This is a genomic window from Pseudomonas kilonensis, assembly GCF_001269885.1.
GTDB classification, from domain to species: Bacteria; Pseudomonadota; Gammaproteobacteria; order Pseudomonadales; family Pseudomonadaceae; genus Aquipseudomonas; species Aquipseudomonas kilonensis.
On the sequence record NZ_LHVH01000017.1, the window covers coordinates 277,539 to 298,966 of the forward strand.

23 protein-coding genes and 2 pseudogenes are annotated in these 21,428 nt (G+C 57.0%); 15 read left to right on the top strand and 10 right to left on the bottom strand.

What is annotated here, in order from left to right; all coding sequences use genetic code 11:
* Positions 1-80: 80 nt before the first annotated feature.
* Positions 81-947 (top strand): carboxylate/amino acid/amine transporter, encoded by an 867-nt coding sequence (locus AD662_RS07880; protein WP_053186457.1) that lies wholly within the window; start codon positions 81-83, stop codon positions 945-947.
* A 115-nt stretch (positions 948-1,062) separates the two neighbouring features.
* Here the strand turns inward: AD662_RS07880 and AD662_RS07885 are convergent, their stop codons facing one another.
* Positions 1,063-2,361 (bottom strand): mechanosensitive ion channel family protein, encoded by a 1,299-nt coding sequence (locus AD662_RS07885; protein ID WP_053186461.1) that lies wholly within the window; start codon positions 2,359-2,361, stop codon positions 1,063-1,065.
* A gap of 193 nt (positions 2,362-2,554) precedes the next feature.
* Here AD662_RS07885 and AD662_RS07890 point away from each other — a divergent pair, with 193 nt between their 5' ends.
* Positions 2,555-3,901, top strand: coding sequence for a DEAD/DEAH box helicase (locus tag AD662_RS07890; protein ID WP_014337093.1), 1,347 nt, complete (start codon positions 2,555-2,557; stop codon positions 3,899-3,901).
* Between the two features lie 236 nt (positions 3,902-4,137).
* On the opposite strand, the gene AD662_RS07895 is transcribed toward AD662_RS07890, so the two are convergent.
* Positions 4,138-4,413 (bottom strand): hypothetical protein, encoded by a 276-nt coding sequence (locus tag AD662_RS07895; RefSeq protein WP_053178460.1) that lies wholly within the window; start codon positions 4,411-4,413, stop codon positions 4,138-4,140.
* Positions 4,414-4,660: 247 nt separating this feature from the next.
* Between AD662_RS07895 and AD662_RS07900 the strand changes: the two genes are divergently transcribed.
* Positions 4,661-7,219: a hypothetical protein gene (locus AD662_RS07900; protein WP_053186464.1), complete on the top strand. Its 2,559-nt coding sequence runs from the start codon at positions 4,661-4,663 to the stop codon at positions 7,217-7,219.
* A 250-nt stretch (positions 7,220-7,469) separates the two neighbouring features.
* On the opposite strand, the pseudogene AD662_RS29750 reads toward AD662_RS07900, so the two are convergent.
* A pseudogene (locus tag AD662_RS29750) lies at positions 7,470-7,604 on the bottom strand (helix-turn-helix domain-containing protein); the annotation flags it as partial.
* Between the two features lie 93 nt (positions 7,605-7,697).
* Here AD662_RS29750 and AD662_RS28260 point away from each other — a divergent pair.
* From AD662_RS28260 to AD662_RS07915, 5 genes and pseudogenes are all read left to right on the top strand, one after another.
* A pseudogene (locus tag AD662_RS28260) lies at positions 7,698-8,399 on the top strand (transposase).
* Positions 8,400-8,791: 392 nt separating this feature from the next.
* Positions 8,792-9,103 carry a hypothetical protein gene (locus AD662_RS07905; RefSeq protein WP_053186467.1) on the top strand — a complete coding sequence of 104 codons (312 nt, stop codon included), beginning with the start codon at positions 8,792-8,794 and terminating at the stop codon, positions 9,101-9,103.
* Entirely contained in the window at positions 9,100-9,456 is a 357-nt protein-coding gene (locus AD662_RS07910; RefSeq protein ID WP_053186470.1) for a hypothetical protein, read from the top strand. The genes AD662_RS07905 and AD662_RS07910 overlap by 4 nt, the downstream gene beginning before the upstream one ends.
* A 222-nt stretch (positions 9,457-9,678) precedes the next feature.
* Positions 9,679-9,897, top strand: coding sequence for a hypothetical protein (locus tag AD662_RS29210; RefSeq protein ID WP_139213078.1), 219 nt, complete (start codon positions 9,679-9,681; stop codon positions 9,895-9,897).
* A 7-nt stretch (positions 9,898-9,904) separates the two neighbouring features.
* Positions 9,905-10,354, top strand: coding sequence for a hypothetical protein (locus AD662_RS07915; protein ID WP_053186472.1), 450 nt, complete (start codon positions 9,905-9,907; stop codon positions 10,352-10,354).
* 120 nt (positions 10,355-10,474) lie between these two features.
* Here AD662_RS07915 and AD662_RS29990 read toward each other — a convergent pair whose 3' ends face one another.
* Together AD662_RS29990 and AD662_RS07925 are read right to left on the bottom strand one after the other, a co-directional pair.
* Positions 10,475-10,825 (bottom strand): helix-turn-helix domain-containing transcriptional regulator, encoded by a 351-nt coding sequence (locus tag AD662_RS29990; RefSeq protein ID WP_074849585.1) that lies wholly within the window; start codon positions 10,823-10,825, stop codon positions 10,475-10,477.
* Between the two features lie 52 nt (positions 10,826-10,877).
* A complete protein-coding gene (locus tag AD662_RS07925) occupies positions 10,878-11,150 on the bottom strand; it encodes a hypothetical protein (protein WP_053186474.1) in 273 nt (90 codons plus the stop codon).
* 589 nt (positions 11,151-11,739) lie between these two features.
* Here AD662_RS07925 and AD662_RS07930 point away from each other — a divergent pair.
* Both AD662_RS07930 and AD662_RS07935 read left to right on the top strand, forming a co-directional pair.
* Positions 11,740-12,018 carry a BrnT family toxin gene (locus tag AD662_RS07930; protein WP_053186477.1) on the top strand — a complete coding sequence of 93 codons (279 nt, stop codon included), beginning with the start codon at positions 11,740-11,742 and terminating at the stop codon, positions 12,016-12,018.
* Complete coding sequence (locus AD662_RS07935; RefSeq protein WP_053186480.1) at positions 11,996-12,253, top strand: BrnA antitoxin family protein; 258 nt, start codon at positions 11,996-11,998, stop codon at positions 12,251-12,253. The genes AD662_RS07930 and AD662_RS07935 overlap by 23 nt, the downstream gene beginning before the upstream one ends.
* 198 nt (positions 12,254-12,451) lie before the next feature.
* Here AD662_RS07935 and AD662_RS07940 read toward each other — a convergent pair whose 3' ends face one another.
* Positions 12,452-13,183, bottom strand: a complete 732-nt coding sequence (locus tag AD662_RS07940; RefSeq protein WP_053186483.1) for a DUF899 domain-containing protein — start codon at positions 13,181-13,183, stop codon at positions 12,452-12,454.
* A 185-nt stretch (positions 13,184-13,368) separates the two neighbouring features.
* Between AD662_RS07940 and AD662_RS07945 the strand changes: the two genes are divergently transcribed.
* On the top strand, positions 13,369-13,761 hold the full coding sequence (locus AD662_RS07945; protein ID WP_018607609.1) for a hypothetical protein: 393 nt from the start codon (positions 13,369-13,371) through the stop codon (positions 13,759-13,761).
* Between the two features lie 54 nt (positions 13,762-13,815).
* Here AD662_RS07945 and AD662_RS07950 read toward each other — a convergent pair whose 3' ends face one another.
* From AD662_RS07950 to AD662_RS07960, 3 genes are all read right to left on the bottom strand, one after another.
* Positions 13,816-14,682: a DUF6279 family lipoprotein gene (locus AD662_RS07950; protein ID WP_053186486.1), complete on the bottom strand. Its 867-nt coding sequence runs from the start codon at positions 14,680-14,682 to the stop codon at positions 13,816-13,818.
* An 81-nt stretch (positions 14,683-14,763) separates the two neighbouring features.
* The gene (locus AD662_RS07955; RefSeq protein ID WP_018607613.1) at positions 14,764-15,480 is read right to left on the bottom strand and encodes a TorF family putative porin; all 717 of its coding nucleotides are present in this window, start codon (positions 15,478-15,480) and stop codon (positions 14,764-14,766) included.
* 194 nt (positions 15,481-15,674) lie between these two features.
* Positions 15,675-15,863, bottom strand: coding sequence for a hypothetical protein (locus tag AD662_RS07960; protein ID WP_018607615.1), 189 nt, complete (start codon positions 15,861-15,863; stop codon positions 15,675-15,677).
* Between the two features lie 339 nt (positions 15,864-16,202).
* Between AD662_RS07960 and AD662_RS07965 the strand changes: the two genes are divergently transcribed.
* Positions 16,203-17,039 (top strand): CvfB family protein, encoded by an 837-nt coding sequence (locus tag AD662_RS07965; protein ID WP_018607617.1) that lies wholly within the window; start codon positions 16,203-16,205, stop codon positions 17,037-17,039.
* Between the two features lie 398 nt (positions 17,040-17,437).
* Positions 17,438-18,892, top strand: a complete 1,455-nt coding sequence (locus AD662_RS07970; protein WP_053178467.1) for an NCS1 family nucleobase:cation symporter-1 — start codon at positions 17,438-17,440, stop codon at positions 18,890-18,892.
* Here AD662_RS07970 and AD662_RS07975 read toward each other — a convergent pair whose 3' ends face one another.
* Positions 18,893-20,065 carry an MFS transporter gene (locus AD662_RS07975; RefSeq protein WP_053186488.1) on the bottom strand — a complete coding sequence of 391 codons (1,173 nt, stop codon included), beginning with the start codon at positions 20,063-20,065 and terminating at the stop codon, positions 18,893-18,895.
* A gap of 104 nt (positions 20,066-20,169) precedes the next feature.
* Between AD662_RS07975 and ptrR the strand changes: the two genes are divergently transcribed.
* Together ptrR and AD662_RS29930 are read left to right on the top strand one after the other, a co-directional pair.
* Complete coding sequence (gene ptrR / locus AD662_RS07980) at positions 20,170-21,063, top strand: putrescine utilization regulator PtrR (protein ID WP_024619787.1); 894 nt, start codon at positions 20,170-20,172, stop codon at positions 21,061-21,063.
* Positions 21,064-21,202: 139 nt separating this feature from the next.
* Positions 21,203-21,331, top strand: a complete 129-nt coding sequence (locus AD662_RS29930) for a PA1414 family protein (RefSeq protein WP_003198971.1) — start codon at positions 21,203-21,205, stop codon at positions 21,329-21,331.
* The last annotated feature ends 97 nt before the right edge of the window (positions 21,332-21,428 follow it).

The window sequence follows — 21,428 nt, forward strand, 5'->3', positions numbered from 1 at the left end:
CTGACACACCGCCATCGCGAGCAAGCTCGCTCCCACCGTTCAAAACCGCTATCTTCGCCGCCATTCGAAACGAGGGCGGTATGGGCTATCTACTGTTTGTGACATTGATCCAGGCGTTTTCCTTCAGCCTGATCGGCGAGTACCTGGCCGGGCATGTGGACAGTTATTTCGCGGTGCTGGTGCGGGTGTTGCTGGCCGGGTTGGTGTTCATCCCGCTGACGCGCTGGCGCCAGGTGGAGCCGGCGTTCATGCGCGGCATGTTATTGATCGGTGCCTTGCAGTTTGGCGTGACCTACGTCTGCCTGTACCTGAGCTTTCGAGTGCTGACGGTGCCCGAGGTGCTGCTTTTCACCATCCTTACCCCCTTGCACGTGACCTTGATCGAAGACGCGCTGAACCGTCGCTTCAATCCCTGGGCGCTGATCGCGGCGCTGGTGGCCGTGGCCGGCGCGGCGGTGATTCGCTACGACCGGATCAACCCGGATTTCTTCATGGGCTTCTTGCTGCTGCAACTGGCCAACTTCACCTATGCGGCCGGGCAGGTGCTGTACAAACACCTGGTGGCCCGCCACCCGAGCGAGCTGCCGCATTACCGGCGTTTCGGTTATTTCTATCTTGGTGCGCTGATGGTGGCGTTGCCGGCTTTCCTGCTGTTCGGCAAGGCCAACTTCTGGCCTGAAGCGCCGCTGCAATGGGGCGTGCTGGTGTTCCTCGGCCTGGTCTCCACCGCCCTGGGATTGTACTGGTGGAACAAAGGCGCGTGCCTGGTCAACGGCGGGACGCTGGCGGTGATGAACAACCTGCATGTGCCGGTGGGGCTGCTGGTGAACCTGCTGATCTGGAACCAGCACGAGGCACTGGGGCGGTTGCTGCTGGGTGGGTCGGTGATATTGGCGGCGGTTTGGATCAGTCGGTTGGGGATACGCCATCCGCTGCCTGCACACTGAAAACCCTTGTGGGAGCGGGCTTGCTCGCGAAAGCGGTGGGTCAGTCAATTAAATATCGACTGATACTCTGCCTTCGCGAGCAAGCCCGCTCCCACAGGGGGATTTGTTGTGAGGGTCAGACCACCTGCTTCTGCGGCTCCGGCAGGTGGCTCGCCCCCAGCACCGCCGGCAGCAGCCCCGAGCGCAGGTCCGTGCCGCTTGGCTGCTGGTACAGGTTCAGCCCGAACTCCGGCATCACCGCCAGCAGGTAATCGAAAATATCCCCCTGGATGCGCTCGTAGTCCGCCCACGCGGTGGTGCGGGTGAAGCAGTAGATTTCCAGCGGGATGCCCTGGGCGGTGGTTTGCATCTGCCGGACCATGCAGGTCATGTTCGGCTGGATCTCCGGGTGGCTTTTCAAATACGCCAGTGCATAGGCGCGGAAGGTCCCCAGGTTGGTCATCCGCCGACGGTTGGCCGACATCGCCGCGACGTTGCCCTGGGCCTCGTTCCAGGCCTTGAGTTCGGCCTGCTTGCGGCCGATGTAGTCGGTCAGCAGGCGTACCTGGGTCAGGCGCTGTTCTTCCTCGTCATGCAGGAAACGCACGCCGCTGGCGTCGATGAACAGGCTGCGCTTGATCCTTCGCCCGCCGGACTGCTGCATGCCGCGCCAGTTCTTGAACGACTCGGACATCAGGCGCCAGGTGGGGATCGAGACGATGGTCTTGTCGAAGTTCTGCACCTTGACCGTGTGCAGCGTGATGTCCACCACGTCACCGTCGGCGCCGACCTGGGGCATCTCGATCCAGTCGCCGACCCGCAGCATGTCGTTGCTGGTCAGTTGCACGCTGGCGACGAACGACAGCAGGGTGTCCTTGTAGACCAACAGGATCACCGCCGACATCGCACCCAGGCCCGACAGCAGTAACAGGGGCGAGCGGTCGATCAGGGTGGCAACGATGATGATCGCGCCAAACACATACAGCACCATCTTCGTCAGTTGCACATAGCCTTTGATCGAGCGGGTCCGCGCATGTTCGGTGCGGGCGTACACGTCCAGCATGGTGCTGAGCAGGGCACTGAGGCTCAGCACCATGAACAGGATGGTGAACGCCAGGGCGACGTTGCCCAGGAAAATCATGCTGGTCTTGCTCAGTTCCGGCACCAGGTGCAGGCCGAACTGGATGATCAGCGACGGCGTCATCTGCGCCAGGCGATGAAAGACCTTGTTCTGGCGCAGGTCGTTGACCCAGTTCAACGCCGGTTGGCGCCCCAGCAACTTGGCGGCGTGCAAAATCAGGTAGCGCGCCACGCGCCCAAGCACCAGGGCGATGACCAGCAGCAACATCAGGGCGATGCCGGAATGCAGGATCGGGTGCTGGTCAAGGGCACCCCAGAGGTCTTGGAAATTGACCCAGAGTTGTTTGATGTCCATGGACGAAACGGTTCTTCTATAAAGACGCGACGGTGCGATTAGAGCATTTAAGCCCGGTCAAGTGACCGTTGATGCAATAGCAGCTGATAAAAATGCACTGATTTACCGCCGTTTGTATAAAGAAACTCGGCCTTCGCGCTCGAAACCGTTACCCTATGCAGCTGTTTTTTTGCATTTCTTCGAGGTAGCACCCGTGTTTTCCCAATTCGCCCTGCACGAACGCCTGCTCAAAGCCGTGGCCGAGCTTAAATTTGTCGAGCCAACGCCGGTGCAGGCAGCGGCTATTCCGCTCGCGCTCCAGGGGCGTGACCTGCGGGTGACGGCGCAAACCGGCAGCGGCAAGACCGCCGCGTTCGTGCTGCCGATCCTCAACCGCCTGATCGGCCCGGCCAAGGTCCGCGTCAGCATCAAGACCCTGATCCTGTTGCCGACCCGTGAACTGGCCCAGCAGACCTTGAAGGAAGTGGAGCGCTTCTCGCAGTTCACCTTCATCAAGTCCGGCCTGATCACCGGCGGCGAAGACTTCAAGGTCCAGGCCGCCATGCTGCGCAAGGTGCCGGACATCCTGATCGGCACCCCAGGGCGGATGATCGAGCAGTTGAACGCCGGCAACCTCGACCTCAAGGAGGTCGAAGTGCTGGTGCTGGACGAAGCCGACCGCATGCTGGACATGGGCTTTGCCGAAGACGTGCAGCGCCTGGTGGATGAATGCGTCAATCGCCAGCAGACCATGCTGTTCTCCGCCACCACCGGCGGCTCGGGCCTGCGCGAGATGATCGCCAAGGTGCTGAACAACCCTGAGCACTTGCAGCTCAACGCGGTCAGCCAACTGAACTCCACCACCCGCCAGCAGATCATCACCGCTGACCACAACCAGCACAAAGAGCAGATCGTCAACTGGTTGCTGGCCAACGAGACCTACGAAAAAGCCATCGTCTTCACCAACACCCGGGCCATGGCCGACCGCATCTACGGCCGCCTGGTGGCCCAGGAATACAAGGCGTTCGTACTGCACGGCGAGAAAGACCAGAAGGACCGCAAGCTGGCCATCGACCGCCTCAAGCAGGGCGGCGTGAAGATCCTCGTCGCCACCGACGTCGCCGCTCGCGGCCTGGACGTGGAAGGCCTGGACATGGTCATCAACTTCGACATGCCCCGCAGCGGCGACGAATACGTGCACCGCATCGGCCGTACCGGCCGTGCCGGCAACGACGGCCTGGCGATCTCGCTGATCTGCCACGGCGACTGGAACCTGATGTCGAGCGTCGAGCGCTACCTCAAGCAGAGTTTCGAGCGCCGCACCATCAAGGAAGTCAAAGGCACCTACGGCGGACCGAAGAAGGTCAAGGCCTCGGGCAAGGCCGTTGGCGTGAAGAAGAAAAAGGTCGACGCCAAGGGCGACAAGAAGAAAACCGGCGCCAAGGCCCCGACCAAGCGCAAGACCGCCAACCGCCCGAAGAGCGACGCCCCGTCGCTGGTCAGCAAGGACGGCATGGCCCCACTCAAGCGCCGTAAGCCAGAGGCGCCGGCGGCTGAGTGAAACCGCGTTAGCGCTTGATAAAAAGAACCGGACCTTGGGTCCGGTTTTTTTATGGGGGAGTACTCAAACTCAAGTCCAGGGCAGGGCCCCTGTGGCGAGGGGGATTTGTGGGAGCAAAGCTTGCTCGCGATACAGACGCCTCGATTTCTGAAAGACCGCATCGCCTTCATCGCGGGCAAGCCTTGCTCCCACAAATCCCCTCGCCACAAAAGCGGGTTGTGCTCGGCTGTGGCTAATCACCCAGCTTTCTTTTCTGCGCTCTTCAATTCTTCCAGGCGCTTATCAATCAGCTGGCACTTATCCGGCACATCCTTACTGGCAGTCTCCAGGTCCATGGCTTGCAACTCGTCGTTGATTTCCTTGGCCTTGGTCGGGTTCTGTTCGGTGAGCTTGGTCACTTCATTTGCCAATTGTTCGCGCTTGGCAGTCGCTTCCTCAGGCGTACAAGTGGCCCAGGCGGGTAGGGCGCAGGTGAGGGTGGCGGCAAGGGTGAGTGTCAGGAGGGTTTTCATGGCAGGGCCTCATATTCCTTGTTGGGCAGGTAATGGGTTGAGGCCCGGTTTGGCTGGAAAGTTCATCTTGAGTCGCTACCGCTTGAGGTCTTTTTCGGTGTTCTCCTAGCCGATATTAAACAGTCGACTACCATGGAGGATGCGCTTGGACACTTCGCTGTTGGTGCAGATCATGCTTTAGCAAATGGAACAACTATCCAGGCATACGTATGACCTGAGGTAGTCACTCACTCAAGGAATGAAACCTATGAGCCTTAGAACGATACTCGGTCGGTTGGTGTTGTGTCTGTGTGGTTTATTTGCGCTCTCATCGGCCTATGCGGAGCGGCTGATTACCGCCACGCCGCTATTACAAGGTGGGGGGATTGTCGTCGATGTCTTTGACAATCCAGCCGCCTCAGGCGGCAAGCCTTCTTCGACGAGCACTGTGCCATTCAAGTCCACATACACTGTTCCGGTGGTGCAGTCGTTCAAGGGCCAGGTCTATATGTTCTGGACCAGTAGAGATGATCAGAAAAAAATCTATTATTCCTCCTCAGTAGAGGGGAAAAGCTGGTCCGCACCAAAATTCATCCCGGTGGGCAGCATCTTGACTGATGTCTCGGCAACCGTATTCAAGCAAGAACTGGTACTGACCTTTGCTGATGTGCAAGGTCGCTTAAATACTATCAGCTCTCGGGATGGAAACGGCTGGCCGCCTAATGTCAGCTCTGTTCCGACCGTCCATACGGCCGCAAGTAACAAGCCTGTCGTCTATAACGGTCAGTTGTTCATCTTGTATAACGAAAACAGGGGTAAGGCTGTTTATTACGTGACCTATGATGGCGATAAATGGAGCCCGGAAAAAACCGCATTCCAAGAAGGCCCCGAGACGATCGTGAATCTGGTACCTGTCGTCTATAACGGTGATTTGAGGGTCTATTACACTTTTTTTAACGGCGGCCTGTTCGAGCGTACTTATGACCGGGGTGGTAACTGGGGCGTGAAGCAGGGGCTGACGGGGATACCTGACAAGAGCCCCCTGAACAGTGCAACGATGGTCAATGAGCGCTTGTTCATCAGCAGTGGCCCCAATACTTATTATTCAGCCGATTCAATCGGCCCAACCGGTTCAACCGGTTCAACCGCTGGACTTAAATGGGCGCCTTATTACGCTTATTCCGGGCGCTCTGCCTACCCCTCGGGGTTGGGGGTTTCCTATGCTATTACTACAAGCGATCTAACCGCGCGTGACCCGCAACTGCCTGTGGATCTGCCGACGGGCCTTAGCCATACCGACTATGCAACCTTCGCCTGGCGCAGCTTTTTCGCACTCAACAATACGGCTGCGGCACCATTGCCCGCTAACCGCGGCGTCGGCAACCCCGCCAGCAGCTTTGCCGATTCGGGCAAGGTGCCGAAGTCTCCCAGTCCCTTGTTATGGCAAACCTTCGCTCACCGTACCGAGTTGTTTCCAGGAATGAACAGAAACGGAGCAGGCGGCCCTACGCGTCCGTTTGGTTCTGACCCGCAATACAGTTATATCGAGTTTCCCCAGGGGGCACCTTTGGCGTCGGGCGCTACCTATGCTCATTACAACAATTTGGACGAGGCGACCCAAATCGGTCAGAACGCCATATTTTTCCCGGTTAATCCTCCACATGCAGCGAAGACAACAGAAGACCCAACCGGGGACTACGCGCCTTCAAAGGACAGCCAGATATTGTTTGAGGCGAAGGCGAATCCGGTCATCTATGAGTACGCTCAGAAGCTGACGAGCTATCCCGAAACCAATATCGTCTTGCCCGACGGCGCGGTGGAGGTCAAGGCGGCATGGCGCAAGCTGGCAGACATCCCAGTAGAGAATCGCGGGCGCTACCATACGGCAACGGTGGTGACCTACCAAGGCACCGATGCTAATCCGACGGCTCACAACGAAGACTACGCATTGGTTGCGTTGCACATCATCCATAAGACGGCGAATTACCCGACCTTCATCTTTGCCACGTTCGAGCACGAAGATGCCCTCACATTACCTGACGGCAACTCGACGGGGCTCTACTACATCGCCAACTACAATAGGATTGATTACCCCACCATTTCCGCATTGAAGCCTGATGGTCCACCGGTCGCTAAGTTCTCCGACGGCAACGCAATCCATAAGGTTGTCCTGCCCAAGACCGATTTCGTGGCGTCGAGCGTTAACCCACGAATCTACTCCGGTACCAAGGGGATACCCAAGGGGCAGGCCGGTCCGATCACTGTAGTGCAACCGCTAACCGTCTTTAACGAAGTCGCTGCGGTCAACAAACAGGTTCAGGCGCTGATGGAGGGGAGCAGCGAGTTCACCGATTCAGTCTGGAAGCATTACCGGCTTAAAGGGGTGCAGGCCATCCCTTCGAGCGAACAAACAGACCCGGATTACTACCTGGCCAATATCATGGTCGAAAGCAGCCAGCCGGGGATCCAGCTGTTTCGCGGAGGCAATTCTTTCCCCATTCCAGAGGACAGCGTCCTGACCAATACCCGTGACTTTAAGAACATCAGGGTGCCAGATTATGACCACGGCACGCAAAGCCTGACCATGGGCGGTTGCATGGGGTGTCACGGCATTGCCCAGAGCCAATTGAAACAAGGCTTCAGTTTCCTGTTTGATGCGATCAAACCACCCAAGGTCAAACCTCATACGCCGAACTTCGTTGAGCCTACCGGCTTCAGGAACCCAGAAACCGTAGGCTTGCCGGATCCTCACACCATGGTTGAGCGGGCCCGGAAATATGCTTTGGGCTTTCAGAATCAGGACGTGGTTGAGAATACGGGCAAGTAGCAGCCAAACACCTCGAGCAGGAGGGTCGCAAACGCGGACCGCCCTGCTGTCTGAAACAGGAGCAACGCTCTTTCAATAAAAAAACCGGACCTTGGGTCCGGTTTTTTTATGGGTGACGGACCCGGCCGCAGCTGCAAAGGGCGAAACGAGAATAGATAGAAACCTGGATTGTTGCCGCTTTACGATCTGTGGGTTGCTCGCCAGCATGTTGATTTGTTGCAGGTAGGAAAGCTCGCTTTCGCATGATTCATTCCCTGGACAATTCGGTCATCCCCTTGGCGCGTGCGACTACTTCCATGGCTTTGTCGATATAGCTTGTATCGCCGGTTTCCCGGGCCTCTCTCATGAACTCTGCAATGGCCTCTGATGTGCTGAGATATTCTGCGGAAAAAAGGGGACGAAAAAAGCGAAAAAAGGGGACAGATTTATTTTTTGATTCTTTGCTACGCTGAAAGCTTCCACGGAGGAGGAATCAAATATGCCCAGGATGGGACGTATTGTTTTATCGAATTACCCACACCATATCGTACAACGCGGTCATAACCGTCAGGTGGTGTTTGCTGTCGCTGAGGATTATCAACGCTACCTCACGGACCTGCGTGAACTTAAGGATGCATTTGGCGTAAAGGTCTACGCCTATTGTCTGATGACCAATCATGTTCATCTGTTGCTGGCTCCGGGGGAGTCGGTCGCTGGGTTGGGGCAGTTGATGAAGGCTCTGGCGGCACGTGCGACGCGCTACCGCAATCGGTTGGAGGGGCGTTCAGGCACTTTATGAGAAAGCCGTTACAAATCCAGTGTGGTGCAGTCGGATTCTTACTTGCTTGCCTGTTGCCGTTACATCGAGCTGAATCCTGTACGGGCTCGTATGGTGGCTGATGCTGCGGATTACCCATGGTCGAGCTATCGAGCCCGGGTAGGTAATGTGCCAGACGGCCATTGGCTGGATGCTGATCCATGCTTTGTTGCTCTGGGTAATACAACTGCGGAGCGTTGTCGTCGGTATGAGACGTTCGTGCGCCAAGCCGTTCCAACGGATGAGATCAGATTGATTCGGGATGCTCTGCAACGAGGTCAGTTGACGGGGACGAGCCGTTTTGTGGACGAGGTGGAGCGGATTGTTGGTGTACGAATAGAGCAACGAGGGCAGGGTAGGCCAAGGATTGATTTGGAAAAATAAATCTGTCCCCTTTTTCGCTTTTTCGTCCCCTTTTTCGGTATTATTTATTCTTGGAAAAAAATGAAGGTGAAGGATTCGACTATTGGTTTGAGCATGAAACGGGACTTCAAGCCCAATTAGTTGATTTTGATGTTGAGTGGATGGCCTCATCCTCCTGAAAAGTGGATTGGAAGGTGTAAACCTTATTCAGTACGGGTTAAAAAGGGGACGAATTTTGGGTAATGGGGACAGCCCACGTTATCTGTGCAGTATCTTAGATAGAAATGTGGTCTGTCCCTGTGTGCCCCGATTTTATCGGCCGTGGTGTTGTTCGGCCTGATCTGAGGGATTATCTCGTAAATGCAACTGTTTCAGGAAAGCAAATATCAGGAGGACATGACTTGAGTAACTTTATGAAGGTTCTGACTGATTCCTCTGGTACGCTTTCGTCGAAAGTTGAAGTCGCTCCAGGGATCTATAAGGTCGAATATCAGCTACCTACAGCTAAAAAGGATGCGTTGAAAACAGTATATGACCCGAAAGTATATCCGGATATGCCGAGCATGGCTAATGAAGCAGCCCACAAAGCGTTGATTCAATATCAGTCGACGGGTAATGCAATTCAGGAGGTTGTCGTGCGTAACGTTAGATTCCAAGTTCCGGTGAATATTAAAGGTGAGCAAATGTATGTTCCGACTGCTTTCCCAATTGGAGTTGTGAGATGAAATGGGGGGAGCTCCCAGGGGATGATAGAGATTTGTTGTTTTGGGTGCTTTGGTTTGCTATTGAGTATTATTCCGATTATGACTTGAATAAGTTTTTTGAGAGGTTTTTTACTCTACATGGCGGGCTAATGGGAGATCCAGGGTGGGAGTTTGAGTGTTTGAAGGATGAAAGTGGTCGTGAGTTCTATGAGTTCTCGGCCGATCACAATTTTAGCGGGATTGAACCGGAGTGCAGAAGCTATGATGTCTCCGTGGTTCGCGAAGCTGTAAAGAGTTCTTTGTTGGCTCTTGCGTATAAAGATCCCATGAAGGTGGGTGAAGTAGCTGATTTACTTGCTAAGTATGAGCTTTGATAAGTTTGCTTTGGTTTTAAAATGCCTTCCTCCAATTGTTCCTTTGGTTTGGGGGTTGACTGCTATTTTTAGTTCTATCGAGTCGTGGAGTCCTGAGTTGTCTTTCGATCAGCGAAGAGATGAGTTTTTTTCGCGATTGCAGAACCGGGGACAGACCACGTTATCTGTGCGTTTCTCAGATAGAAAACGTGGTCTGTCCCTGGTTTTCCCAGCCGTAACGATATGCTTGATCATCCGGCTACTTTGATTACTCAATATGCTCACACTGGAGCGATTAATCCAGATGCCATGCATAAAGCGATCAATCAATATTTGCCGCCAATGAAGGAAGGTAAAAAAGCAATCTATACTTCTGGTCAAATAAAAGCGGGGTTGCAGCAGGCTTATAAGGATATTGGGCGTCCAGAACTCTTTGAGTGTATTAAATATTTAATTAAGTAGGTGGTTTATGCTTGATAAGCAGGTATACGATTTGACGGCGCGAGATATCGAAGAGCATGGTGTTTGGTATTTCCCTATGGATGAGACTGTCCAGAACGAGCTGACCGTACGTCCTATATGCTCTAAGGAGCGGATTGATATAGGGTTTCAAGTCATTGTCAGGGCTTGGTTTCAAACCTGTTGCGGTGCTAGATATATAGGGTACATCTATTGGGGTGTTAGTTCGGCCATTGGTCACCTGCAGCCTGTCATGTTTGTCGGTGTGGATCAGTGCATTAATTTTTGGAGTGGGATGAGCGAACCGATGTGGGAAAACTATTCTCCAGAGCTGCAAGTGATTCGTTCGGATTTTCCCATTTCATTTTCTTCGGAGAGTGTCTTTGATTTACCTGTTGTGACAGGAGTTTTGCAAGGGTTGTACAGCCTGAAGGATGGTCAGGTGACAGTATCTACATAAGTAACTAGGGCGGGCAAGTTGGCAGATTTGAATGGCGCTAACTTAACCTTCGGAAGTGCGGAGGTACGGAAGTAATGGGAAAAGTGGGACGGATTTTAATGGTGCTTATTTAACGGCCAACTAGCTGATATACCTGAAAAAAATGAAAAAGACTGGTCTTGGAGTACGGCTCTTCAGGGACGGACCGCATATCTGTGTAGGTTTTAGATGTAAAATTTGGTTTGTACCCAAGAGTCCCGATCTGCGAGTTTGCTCGCCAGCATGTTGATTTGTTGCTGGTAGGAAAGCTCGCTTTCGCATGGGGCATTCCCTAGACAATTCGGTCCTCTCCTTGGCGCGTGCGACTACTTCTATCGCTTTGTCGATATAGCTTGTATCGCCGGTTTCCTGGGTATCTCTCATGAACTCCACAATGGCCTCTGGAGTACTGAGATACTCTGCGGGGTCAAAATCTGTAAAGGTCTCGATCATTTTGCTCTCCGTGCATGTGAAAAACGGACGGCCCAAAGGTCGCCCGTTTTCGTTACCCAGCAGCTTGCGCCCGCAACCGTCTCCCAATCACGTCCATCACATCACAACCATCGCGCAACGCTATCGTCAGCATTTTGCAAAAATCGGATAGCACCACCGTATCGGAGCTGATATCCGAACGGAACGCGATATTTTCCAGTAACTGGGTCACGGTACGGATGCGGTAGTCGGCGGTTTCGAAGAGGACATCGAGCGGGGCTTCGGTGTCGATGAGTAGGGTGGCCGGGGTGCAGTCGATTCCGGTGATGGGCATGTATCTAGTCATAAGCAGAGCCTCGAAAGTTGATGAGTCTCTCTGTAGATCGGGTCGCCAAACCCGGTCGCCTTTTTGGGCGACGAGGGACTATAGGGCGATCCGCTCTTGAGCCACAAGACACCGCTTTCCGAGCTTCATGTAGGACGTTTGGCCTGGTATTTGTCGGCTTAAAGCAAGCGACTGCTGCGCAGTCGAGCGGGAGCAAGCTCCCTCGCCACGGGAGCGATGATCGATTTGAGGATTGTGCTTAGTCGTATCAGCAACCGTGGGGCTTTCCTCCTTCGTATTCAACGTGATGCGAAGTCAGTCCCTCGTTTCCTACTACGACCTGTTTGCCATCATATCTGTCCATTTCGCAGGAGGTTTCCACCTCTGCGCAGGACCTTTCGCACTTTTTTACAGGATGCGTCTGATTTCAGATGGACGGTTACGACAGTAATCTTCGGGAAAGAGGCGTCATGCGTCGAATACGGTTGCGCCTTCTGAGCTGTTTCCAATGTCGCTAGTGATCCGATGGTCATCTCATCGAGCTACCGGGGCTGTGTATTTCTGCAGAGGAGAGTACTGTGTATGTACGCAAGTAAGTACAGAAGGTCCCATGCTATTTGAATGGGACGAAGCCAAGAACCGGGCCAACATTCTTAAGCACGGCATCGACTTCAACGACGTGCCGGGCATTTTCCAGCATCCGATGCTGGTCTTCCACGATGACCGAATGGCCTACGGCGAAGAGCGTTGGATCACTATCGGATTGATCAAAACGTTGATTGGCGTGGTCGTGTATACCGAACGGCGGGACGATGTGATCCGCATCATCTCCGCCCGAAAAGCCACTAAGCAGGAGGCCATACGTTATGTCGAAAACATCGAAAACTGACTGGGAGCGCTTGGCCAAGTTGGATGATGCGGACATCGATACCAGCGATATCCCCGAATTGGATGAGGACTTCTTCCGTCGCGCCGAGCTGCGTGTGCCGGTAAAGCAGGCGGTGACTATTCGCCTTGATGCCGATGTGGTTGAGTGGTTCAAGGGGCAGGGCGCGGGCTATCAGACACGCATCAATCAGCTTCTTCGCCAATACATGCAGGCCCAGCAGGGCCATCGGCGATGAGCAAATTAATACTATGAAGCGGGCGGCTGAGAAGCCGCCCGTTGTCATTAATTCTGTTACGTGTGCCCGCAGCTCTCCGATTACATCAAACGCTATCGCGTAGCGCTGTGGTTAAGGCAAAACAGACGACCGCTACGCAGTCGAGCGGGAGCAAGCTCCCTCGCCACGGGATCGCGCTCGACTGGGCGGGTTGGCGCATCAGCTGTGGCAGCAGCCGTGGGGCTTGGCCTCATCGTATTTATCGTGGTGCCGCACCCAGTCCATGATTTCCTCTTCGTTGCGGCCCTTGGGCGTCAGGTCGAGGTAGTTGTAGGTGCCGACCAGGATGTCGAGGCCGCGGGCGTAGGTGGAGTAGGTGTGGAAGATGTCGCCGGCTTCGTTGCGATAGAAGACGCTCAGGCCGGGGAGTTCGCCTTCGGTGGTGTCGGTTGTTTCGTAGTTGTAGGTGGCTTTTCCGGCGGCGGTGTCTTCGGTTTTGAAGCTGACGCCGAAGTCGTAGTTGAAGTCGCAGCCTTCGGATGAGACCCAATCGAAGGCCCAGCCCATGCGGCGTTTGAAGGGTTGGAATTCGGCGAAGGGCGCGTGGGAGACGGCCACGATGGCGACGTCGTGGTGGGCCAGGTGCTGGTTGGCACCGTCGATGTGGTCGGACAGGAATGAGCACCCTGGGCAGCCTTCTTTCCAGCCTTCGGCGAACATGAAGTGGTAGATGATCAGTTGGCTGCGGCCGCCGAACAGGTCGGCCAGGCTCAGTTCGCCCTGGGGGCCTTGGAAGCGGTAGGGTTTTTCGATTTTTACCCAGGGCAGCGCGCGGCGTTCGGCGCTGAGTTTGTCCCGTTCGCGGGTGAAGGCTTTTTCGTGGGCCAGGTGCTGGCGGCGGGCGGCGAGCCATTCTTCCCGCGAGACGACTGGATGGTTCTCTACGTTCATGGTGATTTCTCCTGTGGTCAGAGCCGCGAAATCGGCCTTCAACAGTTGGTCGTTTGGCCCCGGAGCGTTTCGACAGGCCGTTGGTCGGTTCAAGGTTGAGACCGCCCGGAAACCCGGCGGAACGGCGGCGCAGCGCCTCGGTCACAACCTAAGTAGGCATCTCACTCTTTGGAGGATGGACCAGGATGACGACTTATAACTGGGACTTGATCGAACGGTTGTTGCACGAAGTGCAGAACGGCGCCGGTCACAGCTTTACCCCTCGGCCTTATGCGGAGCAGTATGCGGCGGCGAAGGCGGCTGAAGGCGAGGCGATCGAGAACCTCGATCATCTGAAAACGGTTGCTGGGGAGTACGAAAAGTTGCTGCTCATGCGTGGCTATATTGAGCCTCGGCCGGAGGAAGAGGGCGGTAACGGCGGGAATTTTGTGCTGACGCCGCGGGGCTCGCGGTTGTTGAGCCTGATCGACAGCAGCATTCCGGGTAACGATCACCCGCGCCAGGTGCTGGATGATCAGGAAGATGCACTGGATGAGTCTACGTTTGATGAGTTGGCTTCGAAGCCGCAGATTGCCTGACAGGCCTGCACTGAATCCCACACAAGCTCGCTCTCACATGGAATCTCAGTGGTTTTAGGAGCGTGTTGCCTTCAGGCACTTCAAATCTGTGAAATCCTTCTTCACCCCGTCGATTTTCTTCAGCAGCCGTTCGCGCTGGAGCGGGGTGCTTTCGGCCATCAGGTCCACCAGCAGGCTGCGGGCCTGGGCTTCGGTTTTGCTGAAGGCCTCGCGGTAGGCAGGGGTCCAGAGGCTTTCGCGATTGACCAGCAGTTGCTCGATGCGTTTGGGAAAGTCGGGGCTGTGGCGTTGGGCTACGGCTTCGCTGAACTGGTTTTGCCAGTGGGCGCGGTTGGCGATCCATTGCTGGTTCTGGTCGCCGAGGGCGGTGGACCAGGCCATCACCCGTTGGCGCTGGGCGTCGTTGAGCGGGCCGAGCCAGTCGTTCAGGCGTTTGACCATGCGTTCGCTGCGTTGCTGGATCTGCTCCTGCGACGTCGGCTTGAGGTATTGCTGCTGGCGTTTGCGCTGGTCCTTGACGAAGGCGGCGTCCATGTCATCGACTTGGTCGTCGTTCAGGCCTTGCAGCAGTTCGATGGCCGAAGGGGTGATTGCCCGGGCGGTTTCGGCGATGGCGGCCTTGGCTTCCCGGGTACGCTGCTGCAGGGCTTCGTCGGTTACCTGCTCGGTTTGCACCATGGTCTTGAGGCGATCCAGCCAGTCGAGGTAGCCGGGCAATTGGGTGGTGCAATGCCAGCTCAGGTGTTCCTCGAGGCGTTCGTTGAACCAGTCCTTTTTCTCGCCGTTGATCTCCAGGTAATCGTTGAGGGTCCAGGGGATGATCAGGTCGAGGTTGCGGTAGGCCAGGCCTATACGGCTGCAGGCGGTGAGCGTCAGCAGCAGGGCGATGAACATGGCGGTGCGGGTCAACCAGCGCGGCATGAGCGAGTCCTTGCAAAGGCGTAGGTGCTTTGTTTGAGCATGGCAGGTGCGCGGCAGTTCAGCCGATCGAATAAGTAACGCTTAGTAAAAAGGATGGGCCATCTTGAGGGTCAGCAGGCTGTCGCATTCGCTGTTGTGGCCGGAGTAGGCCGAGCAACTGCTGCCGCTGAGGCTTGAGTCGCTGTAGATCAGGTCCAGGTCGATGCCCATCCAGGGGCGGGAAATTTTCAATGACCAGTCGCTGAAACTGCCGACATAACCGTTCTCGACCGAGACCGGTGTATTAAGCCGGTGGGTGGTGTATTTGGCGCTGATGCCAATGCCGAACGGCACATTGCCACCCAGGTCGGCAAACAGCGTGCTGTTCTGTTTGTCCGGGTCGTTGCTCAGGGCGGCGCCAAGACGGCTGCCGAGTACGGTCAGGCCGCCGTAGAACTCCTGGCTGTCGAGGGTATCTACGGTGGGGTAGCTGTAGTGGATCAGGCCGACTTCGTAACCCAGGGTCTGGTCGAAGGGCTGTTTAAAGCCTATGTAGGAATCGACCTCAAGGTCGGCGGATGATGTCAGGCCGGCGCTGGGGGACCACTGGCCGACGTACCAGCCGCTGTCGTGGCTCAGGTCCAGGCCACCATGAAACGAACCGGTGCTCGACGGCGTGACCAGGCCCTCGGCCATGCTGCGGCTGGGGGTGGTGCCAAGCTTGAGGTCGAAGTCGCCGAGTTCGCGTTGGAATACCTGCCCATGGGCGAGGGAACAGGTCAGTAGGCTGATCATCAACAGAACAATAGGGGCGCGCATGCTTCACTCCATGAAAAGCGAGAAGCAGGATCGGTAACTAAGCTGAAACGCTTGGACTAGAGAGGTGCAAGCATACCGGCGAATGCTCGGCAGCGAGGGCCGTTCGTCGATTCATGGGAAATGGGTGAGGCGGGGAGGGTTCCAGTCCAAGCGCTTCGAAGCTCAAAGCGCTTTGGGACCAGGTGACGCGCAGGTTACTTCTTGCCCAGGCTGATCTGCTTGGACGGGCCGAATGTCTGGCCGCTGACGCCTTTGGCAATTTGCTGGATCTCGCCGCCGGACTTGAGGAACGCAGCGATCTGGTCGTTGATCGACTCGCTGGTTTCAACGGCTGGAGCTGGCTTTGCTTTGCTGTTGGATGCTTTTACGCGCATGACGGCCATTAACCTGTAGATAATTAATTGGGCCAGGCATCGTACAGGAAATACTTGACAATTGCTTGGCAAATATCCTTCTGAATTATCGCTGTCGTGACGGGAATAATAGACGACTTTCCTGCAATTATTGCCCTAAGCCTCTGTTTTAAATAACAACCGAGGGAGAAATAGGGCGCCGATGGCGAGCGATACGCAGCGCCACCCGCCTGACGAATGGCCGTGCCTGTGGCGTAAGCCCAGGAAAATCAACGGTTGTGCAGGGCCTTGCTGGCAAACCTTGCCTGCGACCACGAATCGCGCGGCAAAACCGGGTAGAATGCCGCCCACGCAATGAGGGTATTGGAAATGGCTTTAGTCGGGCGCTACAACAGTTTGCAAGTGGTTAAACACACTAACTTCGGTTTATATCTGGATGGCGGTGCGGACGGCGAAATCCTGCTGCCCAATCGATATATTCCCAAGGATATTCCCAGTGAAGATGAAGACTGGCTCAATGTTTTCATTTATCTGGACAGCGACGACAAACTGATCGCCACCACAGAAAAACCGAAAGTTCAGGTGGGTGAATTCGCCAGCTTGAAAGTGGTTGAAGTCAACAGCATCGGCGTGTTCCTGGACTGGGGCCTGCCCAAGGACCTGTTGCTGCCGTATTCCGAAGAAAAGCGCCAGATGACCGCTGGCGAGTACTGCGTGGTGCATGTCTACCTCGACAAGCACACCCGCCGCATCACCGCCACAGCGCGCCTGGACCGTTATCTGGACAAGACCCCGGCCAACTATACGCCGGGCCAGGAAGTGGATTTGCTGGTCGCCGAAGCCACCGACATGGGCTTCAAGGCGATCATCAATAACAAGCACTGGGGCCTGATCCACAAGAACGAAATCTTCAAGTTCATGCGCGCCGGCAAACAGGAAAAAGGCTTCATCAAGGAAATCCGCGCGGACGGCAAGATCAGCCTGAGCCTGCAGCCGGTGGGCCAGGAAGCCGCCACCAGCCTTAACGCGAAGATCCTCGCCAAGTTGCGTGAGAACAACGGCACCTTGCCGGTCAGCGACAAGAGCGACCCGGCGCTGATCAGCAGCCTGTTTGGCGTGAGCAAGGGCAACTTCAAGAAAGCCATTGGTGCGCTGTACAAGAATGGGCAGATTGTCATTCATGCCGATCGCATTGAATTGAGCTGATCTTCAGTCGAGCCACTGCATCTGTGGCAAGTAAGGGTTTTATGTGGCCAGGGAGGCCCGCTGTGGGAGCAAGGCTTGCCCGCGATGAAGGCGATGCGGTCTTTCTGAAACCGAGGCGCCTGTTTCGCGAGCAAGCTTTGCTCCCACATAGCGGCGCGCTGCGACTTTCCTCTGTATACAAAACCCTGCACCTTTAGCATGCACCCACGCCCTGTTCGTGGGCGCATGCCTGCGCTTGCCCGGCTTTAACCGCCGCTGCACACCCCGGTTTGTCTCACATTTCGCCGCTATGGCACGCATTCTGCGTAGCAACGCGTATACAAACCATGCCGGCTCCCGTGCGCAGTATGGTGAGCAGGTCGATACGGGGGCACGGCGGTCCTCAAAGGAGCCCCGCAATGTCCGAGCAATTGCCCAACGGCTACAGCCCCCGCCTCTATAACGAGGATTTGGGCCCGTTGCCGCAGAAATGGAATTGGTACAACATCTTCGCGTTCTGGATGAGCGATGTGCACAGTGTGGGCGGCTATGTGTTTGCCGCCAGCCTGTTCGCGCTGGGGTTGGCGAGTTGGCAGGTGTTGATTGCCTTGCTCGGCGGGATCTGCATCGTGCAGTTGATCGCCAATCTGGTCGCCAGGCCGAGCCAGCAGGCGGCGGTGCCGTATCCGGTGATCTGTCGGCTGGCGTTCGGCGTGTTCGGGGCGAATATTCCTGCAGTCATCCGTGGCTTGATCGCCGTGGCCTGGTACGGCATTCAGACGTACCTGGCCTCCAGTGCGCTGATCATCGTGGTGTTGCGGTTTTTTCCTTCGATGGAAGCCTACGCGACGCCGCATTTTGCCGGTTTGTCCTACCTGGGGTGGTTCGGTTTCCTCAGCTTGTGGTTCGTCCAGGCGCTGGTGTTCTGGACCGGTATGGAATCGATCCGTCGTTTCATCGACTGGGCCGGGCCGGTGGTCTATGCGGTGATGTTCCTGTTGGCCGGTTGGATTGTGTGGAAGGCCGGTTGGAGCAACATCAGCTTCACCCTGGCGGAAAAGTCCCTGTCCGGTTGGCAGGCGTTCGGCCAGGTGATCGTGGCGACGGCGTTGGTGGTGTCGTACTTTTCCGGTCCGACCCTGAACTTCGGCGATTTCAGCCGTTACTGCCGGAGCATGTCTGACGTGCGTCGAGGCAATTTCTGGGGGCTGCCGGTGAATTTCCTGGCGTTCTCCCTGGTCACCGTGGTGATTGTTTCCGGGACCTTGCCGGTGTTCGGCGAAATGCTCCATGACCCGATCGCCACTGTGGCGCGCATCGACAACAGTGTGGCCGTCTTGCTGGGCGCCTTTGCCTTTGTGACCGCCACCATCGGCATCAACATTGTCGCCAACTTCGTTTCCCCAGCCTTCGACTTCGCCAACGTCGCCCCCAGCAAGATCAGCTGGCGCGCCGGCGGCATGATCGCGGCAGTGGCGTCGATTTTCATTACGCCGTGGAACCTGTTCAACAACCCCGAAGTGATCCACTACACCCTGGATGTGCTGGCGGCGTTCATCGGCCCGCTGTTCGGGATCCTGCTGGTGGATTACTACCTGATCAAAAAACAGCAGATCGACGTCGATGCGCTGTTCAATGATGGGCCGAGCGGGCGTTATTACTACAGCGGTGGCATCAACTGGACCGCAGTCAAGGCGCTGATCCCGGCAACGCTGATGGGCGTGGCGATCACCTTCACGCCGCTGCTGCAACCGATGGCCAACTTTGCCTGGTTCACCGGTTGCTTCCTCGGCGGGGTGTTGTATTTCGCCTTGGCGCGACGTGAGCCGACCGCGCAGTCGAACAAAGCGTTCAGCCCGGCCGGCCAGGCCTGATCAACGCAGGGCGGTCTGGGCGCAAGACCTTGCCGCGCCCCGGCTGGCGGGCCGCAGCAACAGGCCGCCGGCCAGCAGCAGACCGCTGCCGGCGATGATCAGCGCCGGTTGCAGGCCGCCGCTGAAATAGCTGCTCAGCGCCGCTAGCAGTGGCCCGCTGAGCTGGCCCACGGCAAAGCAGGCGGTCAACAGGCCAGCGTTGCGCTGGGTGGCGTGGGGCGCCAGTTCCCGGGAGCGCAGCATCACCAGCTGCATGCAGGCCAGGAACGGCGTGCCACACAGAATTACGCCCAATGCCAGGCCCGGTCCGCTGCCCAGCAGGCAGGCAAATACGCCGGCGGCTTGCAGCCAGAGCGTACCGATCAGCCAGCGACCGGTGGTGTTCGGGTTGGGTCGACGCAGGCTGACCAACAACACGCCGCTGGCGGCGGCCAGGCCGAAGCAGGGCCAGAACAGGTCGGCCAGCCATTGCCCGTGGAACTGCGCCGAGGCCATTTGCGACAGGAACGTGGCCGGGATGATGTAGCCCAGGCCGTACAGGGCGTACACCACGCCGAGTCGAGCGATGCCACGGTTCGGTGAGGGAGTGGCCGTTGCTGCAACGGTCGCGGTTGCGGCGGGTTGCGGCAGGATCGGCAAGATCACCAGCAACATCGCCAACCCCACACCGGCATATACCAGCCACAGGGTCGCAGAGGTCTGGCCCAGCAGGTTCGAGCCCAACGCCAACAAACCTGTCAGAAATATCCCCAATCCAGGGCCGGCAAACACCAATGCGCCGAGCCGTGGTCGTCCCGCCGCCGCTGCCAAGGGTTGGCTCAGGGCGGTGATCATCACCATCACCCAGGCGCTCGCCACGCCGGTGCCAAAACGCAATGCCAGGTGTGGCCAGAAACCCCAGGCCCAGAACGACGCCAGGGTCAGCAGCACGCACAGCCACAGGCCGCCGAGCAACCGTCGCCGCACCTGTTCCGGACGGCGGGCGAACATGGCGTCCAGCGCGCCGAGGAAATAGCCCAGGTAGTTGGCCGCGGCAATCAGACCGGCGGCGGTCAAGTCGAGCTGACCTTCGCCGATTAAATGAGGTAACTGCGGTGTAAGGGCGAAGCGGCCAATGCCCATGGCCATCATCAGCGCGATGAAACTGCCGAGCAGGCGAATTAGAGGTGACATGGTCGTTCTCCGGGTGTCGGGGCGAATGACCGTCAGGCTAGGACTGATTGACTTTCATTAAAAATGAATAATAGTGAGTAACTTGTTCTTTTTTGGAGAAGGTCATGGAGTTCAGCCAATTGCGGATTTTCCAGGCCGTGGCCGAGGAAGGTTCCATCACCCGGGCCGCCGAGCGCCTGCACCGGGTGCCGTCGAACCTGTCGACCCGGCTTAAGCAGCTGGAAGAGCAACTGGGCGTGGACCTTTTCTTGCGTGAGCGTCAGCGTTTGCAGTTATCACCGGCAGGAAAAGTCCTGTTGGACTACACGGCCAAGCTCTTCGCCTTGCACGACGAAGCCCATGCCGCCGTGCAGGGCGGGCAGCCGGCCGGGGACTTCCTGCTGGGCACGATGTACAGCACGGCAGCGACGCATCTGCCGGACCTGCTGGCGGCTTATCACCGAGCGTATCCGGCGGTGAACCTGCAAGTGCAGTCCGGGCCGAGCGGCGAATTGTTTGAGGGCCTGCTCACCAATCGGCTCGACGCGGCGTTGGTGGACGGCCCGCTGGAGCTGGCGGGGCTCGATGGCGTGCCGTTGTGCGACGAGCGGTTGGTGCTGATTACCGAGGCCGATCATGCGCCGGTACGCAGCGCGCTGGATGTGCAGGGCCGCGCGGTGTTCACGTTCCGGCGTGGTTGCTCCTACCGGATGCGTTTGGAGGCCTGGTTTGCCCATGACCACGCGACCATGGGCCGGGCGATGGAAATCGAGTCTTACCAAGGGATGCTGGCGTGTGTGATCGCCGGGTCCGGGGTGGCGTTGATGTCCGAGTCGATGCTGGCCAGCCTGCCGGGCCGCGAGCGGGTGACGGTGCATCCGCTGGCCGAGCCGTTTGCCAGCGCCACCACCTGGCTGATGTGGCGCAAAGGCATGGTCGGGGCCAACCTCAACGCTTGGATCGAATTGCAACAACAGGCCTGGCCGCGAGCGCCCATGACGACGGCGCAATCGGCTTGAACTCCGGGAGGTGGATTTGGATCAATTCAGTAACAGATCATTGCAAACTGAGACGAGCATTGCGTAGAACATCGGACTATTATCAGTGCGAAGGGGCCACAGTAATTTGCCGCTCGTACCACCCTGAGGGGGCACCACGATGAAAGAGAAAATCCAGAATTGGCTTCACGACCTGGGTGTCGCGCTTGGCCTGATCGAGCCACCGATGCAACCGGTACCGATCCGCACCGATGACGAGCAACGCCGCCGCCAACCGCGCCGCCGGTAAACCCACCAGGAATTTGGAGAGATCGCAGTTCCGGACCATTTCAATTGAGATGGCCCGGAACTGCGATCTTTTTTATTGGTGATGCGAGCCCCTGTGG

Bases quoted from the DNA above. Each gene is read 5' to 3' on its own strand.
- AD662_RS07955 (WP_018607613.1), bottom strand. From the start codon at position 15,480: ATGCGCGCCCCTATTGTTCTGTTGATGATCAGCCTACTGACCTGTTCC.
- AD662_RS07905 (WP_053186467.1), top strand. From the start codon at position 8,792: ATGAAGGTTCTGACTGATTCCTCTGGTACGCTTTCGTCGAAAGTTGAA.
- AD662_RS07960 (WP_018607615.1), bottom strand. From the start codon at position 15,863: ATGGCCGTCATGCGCGTAAAAGCATCCAACAGCAAAGCAAAGCCAGCT.
- AD662_RS07965 (WP_018607617.1), top strand. From the start codon at position 16,203: ATGGCTTTAGTCGGGCGCTACAACAGTTTGCAAGTGGTTAAACACACT.
- AD662_RS07925 (WP_053186474.1), bottom strand. From the start codon at position 11,150: ATGACTAGATACATGCCCATCACCGGAATCGACTGCACCCCGGCCACC.
- AD662_RS07895 (WP_053178460.1), bottom strand. From the start codon at position 4,413: ATGAAAACCCTCCTGACACTCACCCTTGCCGCCACCCTCACCTGCGCC.
- AD662_RS07935 (WP_053186480.1), top strand. From the start codon at position 11,996: ATGTCGAAAACATCGAAAACTGACTGGGAGCGCTTGGCCAAGTTGGAT.
- AD662_RS29930 (WP_003198971.1), top strand. From the start codon at position 21,203: ATGAAAGAGAAAATCCAGAATTGGCTTCACGACCTGGGTGTCGCGCTT.
- AD662_RS07950 (WP_053186486.1), bottom strand. From the start codon at position 14,682: ATGCCGCGCTGGTTGACCCGCACCGCCATGTTCATCGCCCTGCTGCTG.
- AD662_RS07915 (WP_053186472.1), top strand. From the start codon at position 9,905: ATGCTTGATAAGCAGGTATACGATTTGACGGCGCGAGATATCGAAGAG.
- AD662_RS07930 (WP_053186477.1), top strand. From the start codon at position 11,740: ATGCTATTTGAATGGGACGAAGCCAAGAACCGGGCCAACATTCTTAAG.
- AD662_RS29210 (WP_139213078.1), top strand. From the start codon at position 9,679: ATGCTTGATCATCCGGCTACTTTGATTACTCAATATGCTCACACTGGA.
- AD662_RS07975 (WP_053186488.1), bottom strand. From the start codon at position 20,065: ATGTCACCTCTAATTCGCCTGCTCGGCAGTTTCATCGCGCTGATGATG.
- AD662_RS07900 (WP_053186464.1), top strand. From the start codon at position 4,661: ATGAGCCTTAGAACGATACTCGGTCGGTTGGTGTTGTGTCTGTGTGGT.
- AD662_RS07970 (WP_053178467.1), top strand. From the start codon at position 17,438: ATGTCCGAGCAATTGCCCAACGGCTACAGCCCCCGCCTCTATAACGAG.
- AD662_RS07880 (WP_053186457.1), top strand. From the start codon at position 81: ATGGGCTATCTACTGTTTGTGACATTGATCCAGGCGTTTTCCTTCAGC.
- AD662_RS29990 (WP_074849585.1), bottom strand. From the start codon at position 10,825: ATGATCGAGACCTTTACAGATTTTGACCCCGCAGAGTATCTCAGTACT.
- AD662_RS07910 (WP_053186470.1), top strand. From the start codon at position 9,100: ATGAAATGGGGGGAGCTCCCAGGGGATGATAGAGATTTGTTGTTTTGG.
- AD662_RS07885 (WP_053186461.1), bottom strand. From the start codon at position 2,361: ATGGACATCAAACAACTCTGGGTCAATTTCCAAGACCTCTGGGGTGCC.
- AD662_RS07945 (WP_018607609.1), top strand. From the start codon at position 13,369: ATGACGACTTATAACTGGGACTTGATCGAACGGTTGTTGCACGAAGTG.
- AD662_RS07940 (WP_053186483.1), bottom strand. From the start codon at position 13,183: ATGAACGTAGAGAACCATCCAGTCGTCTCGCGGGAAGAATGGCTCGCC.
- ptrR (WP_024619787.1), top strand. From the start codon at position 20,170: ATGGAGTTCAGCCAATTGCGGATTTTCCAGGCCGTGGCCGAGGAAGGT.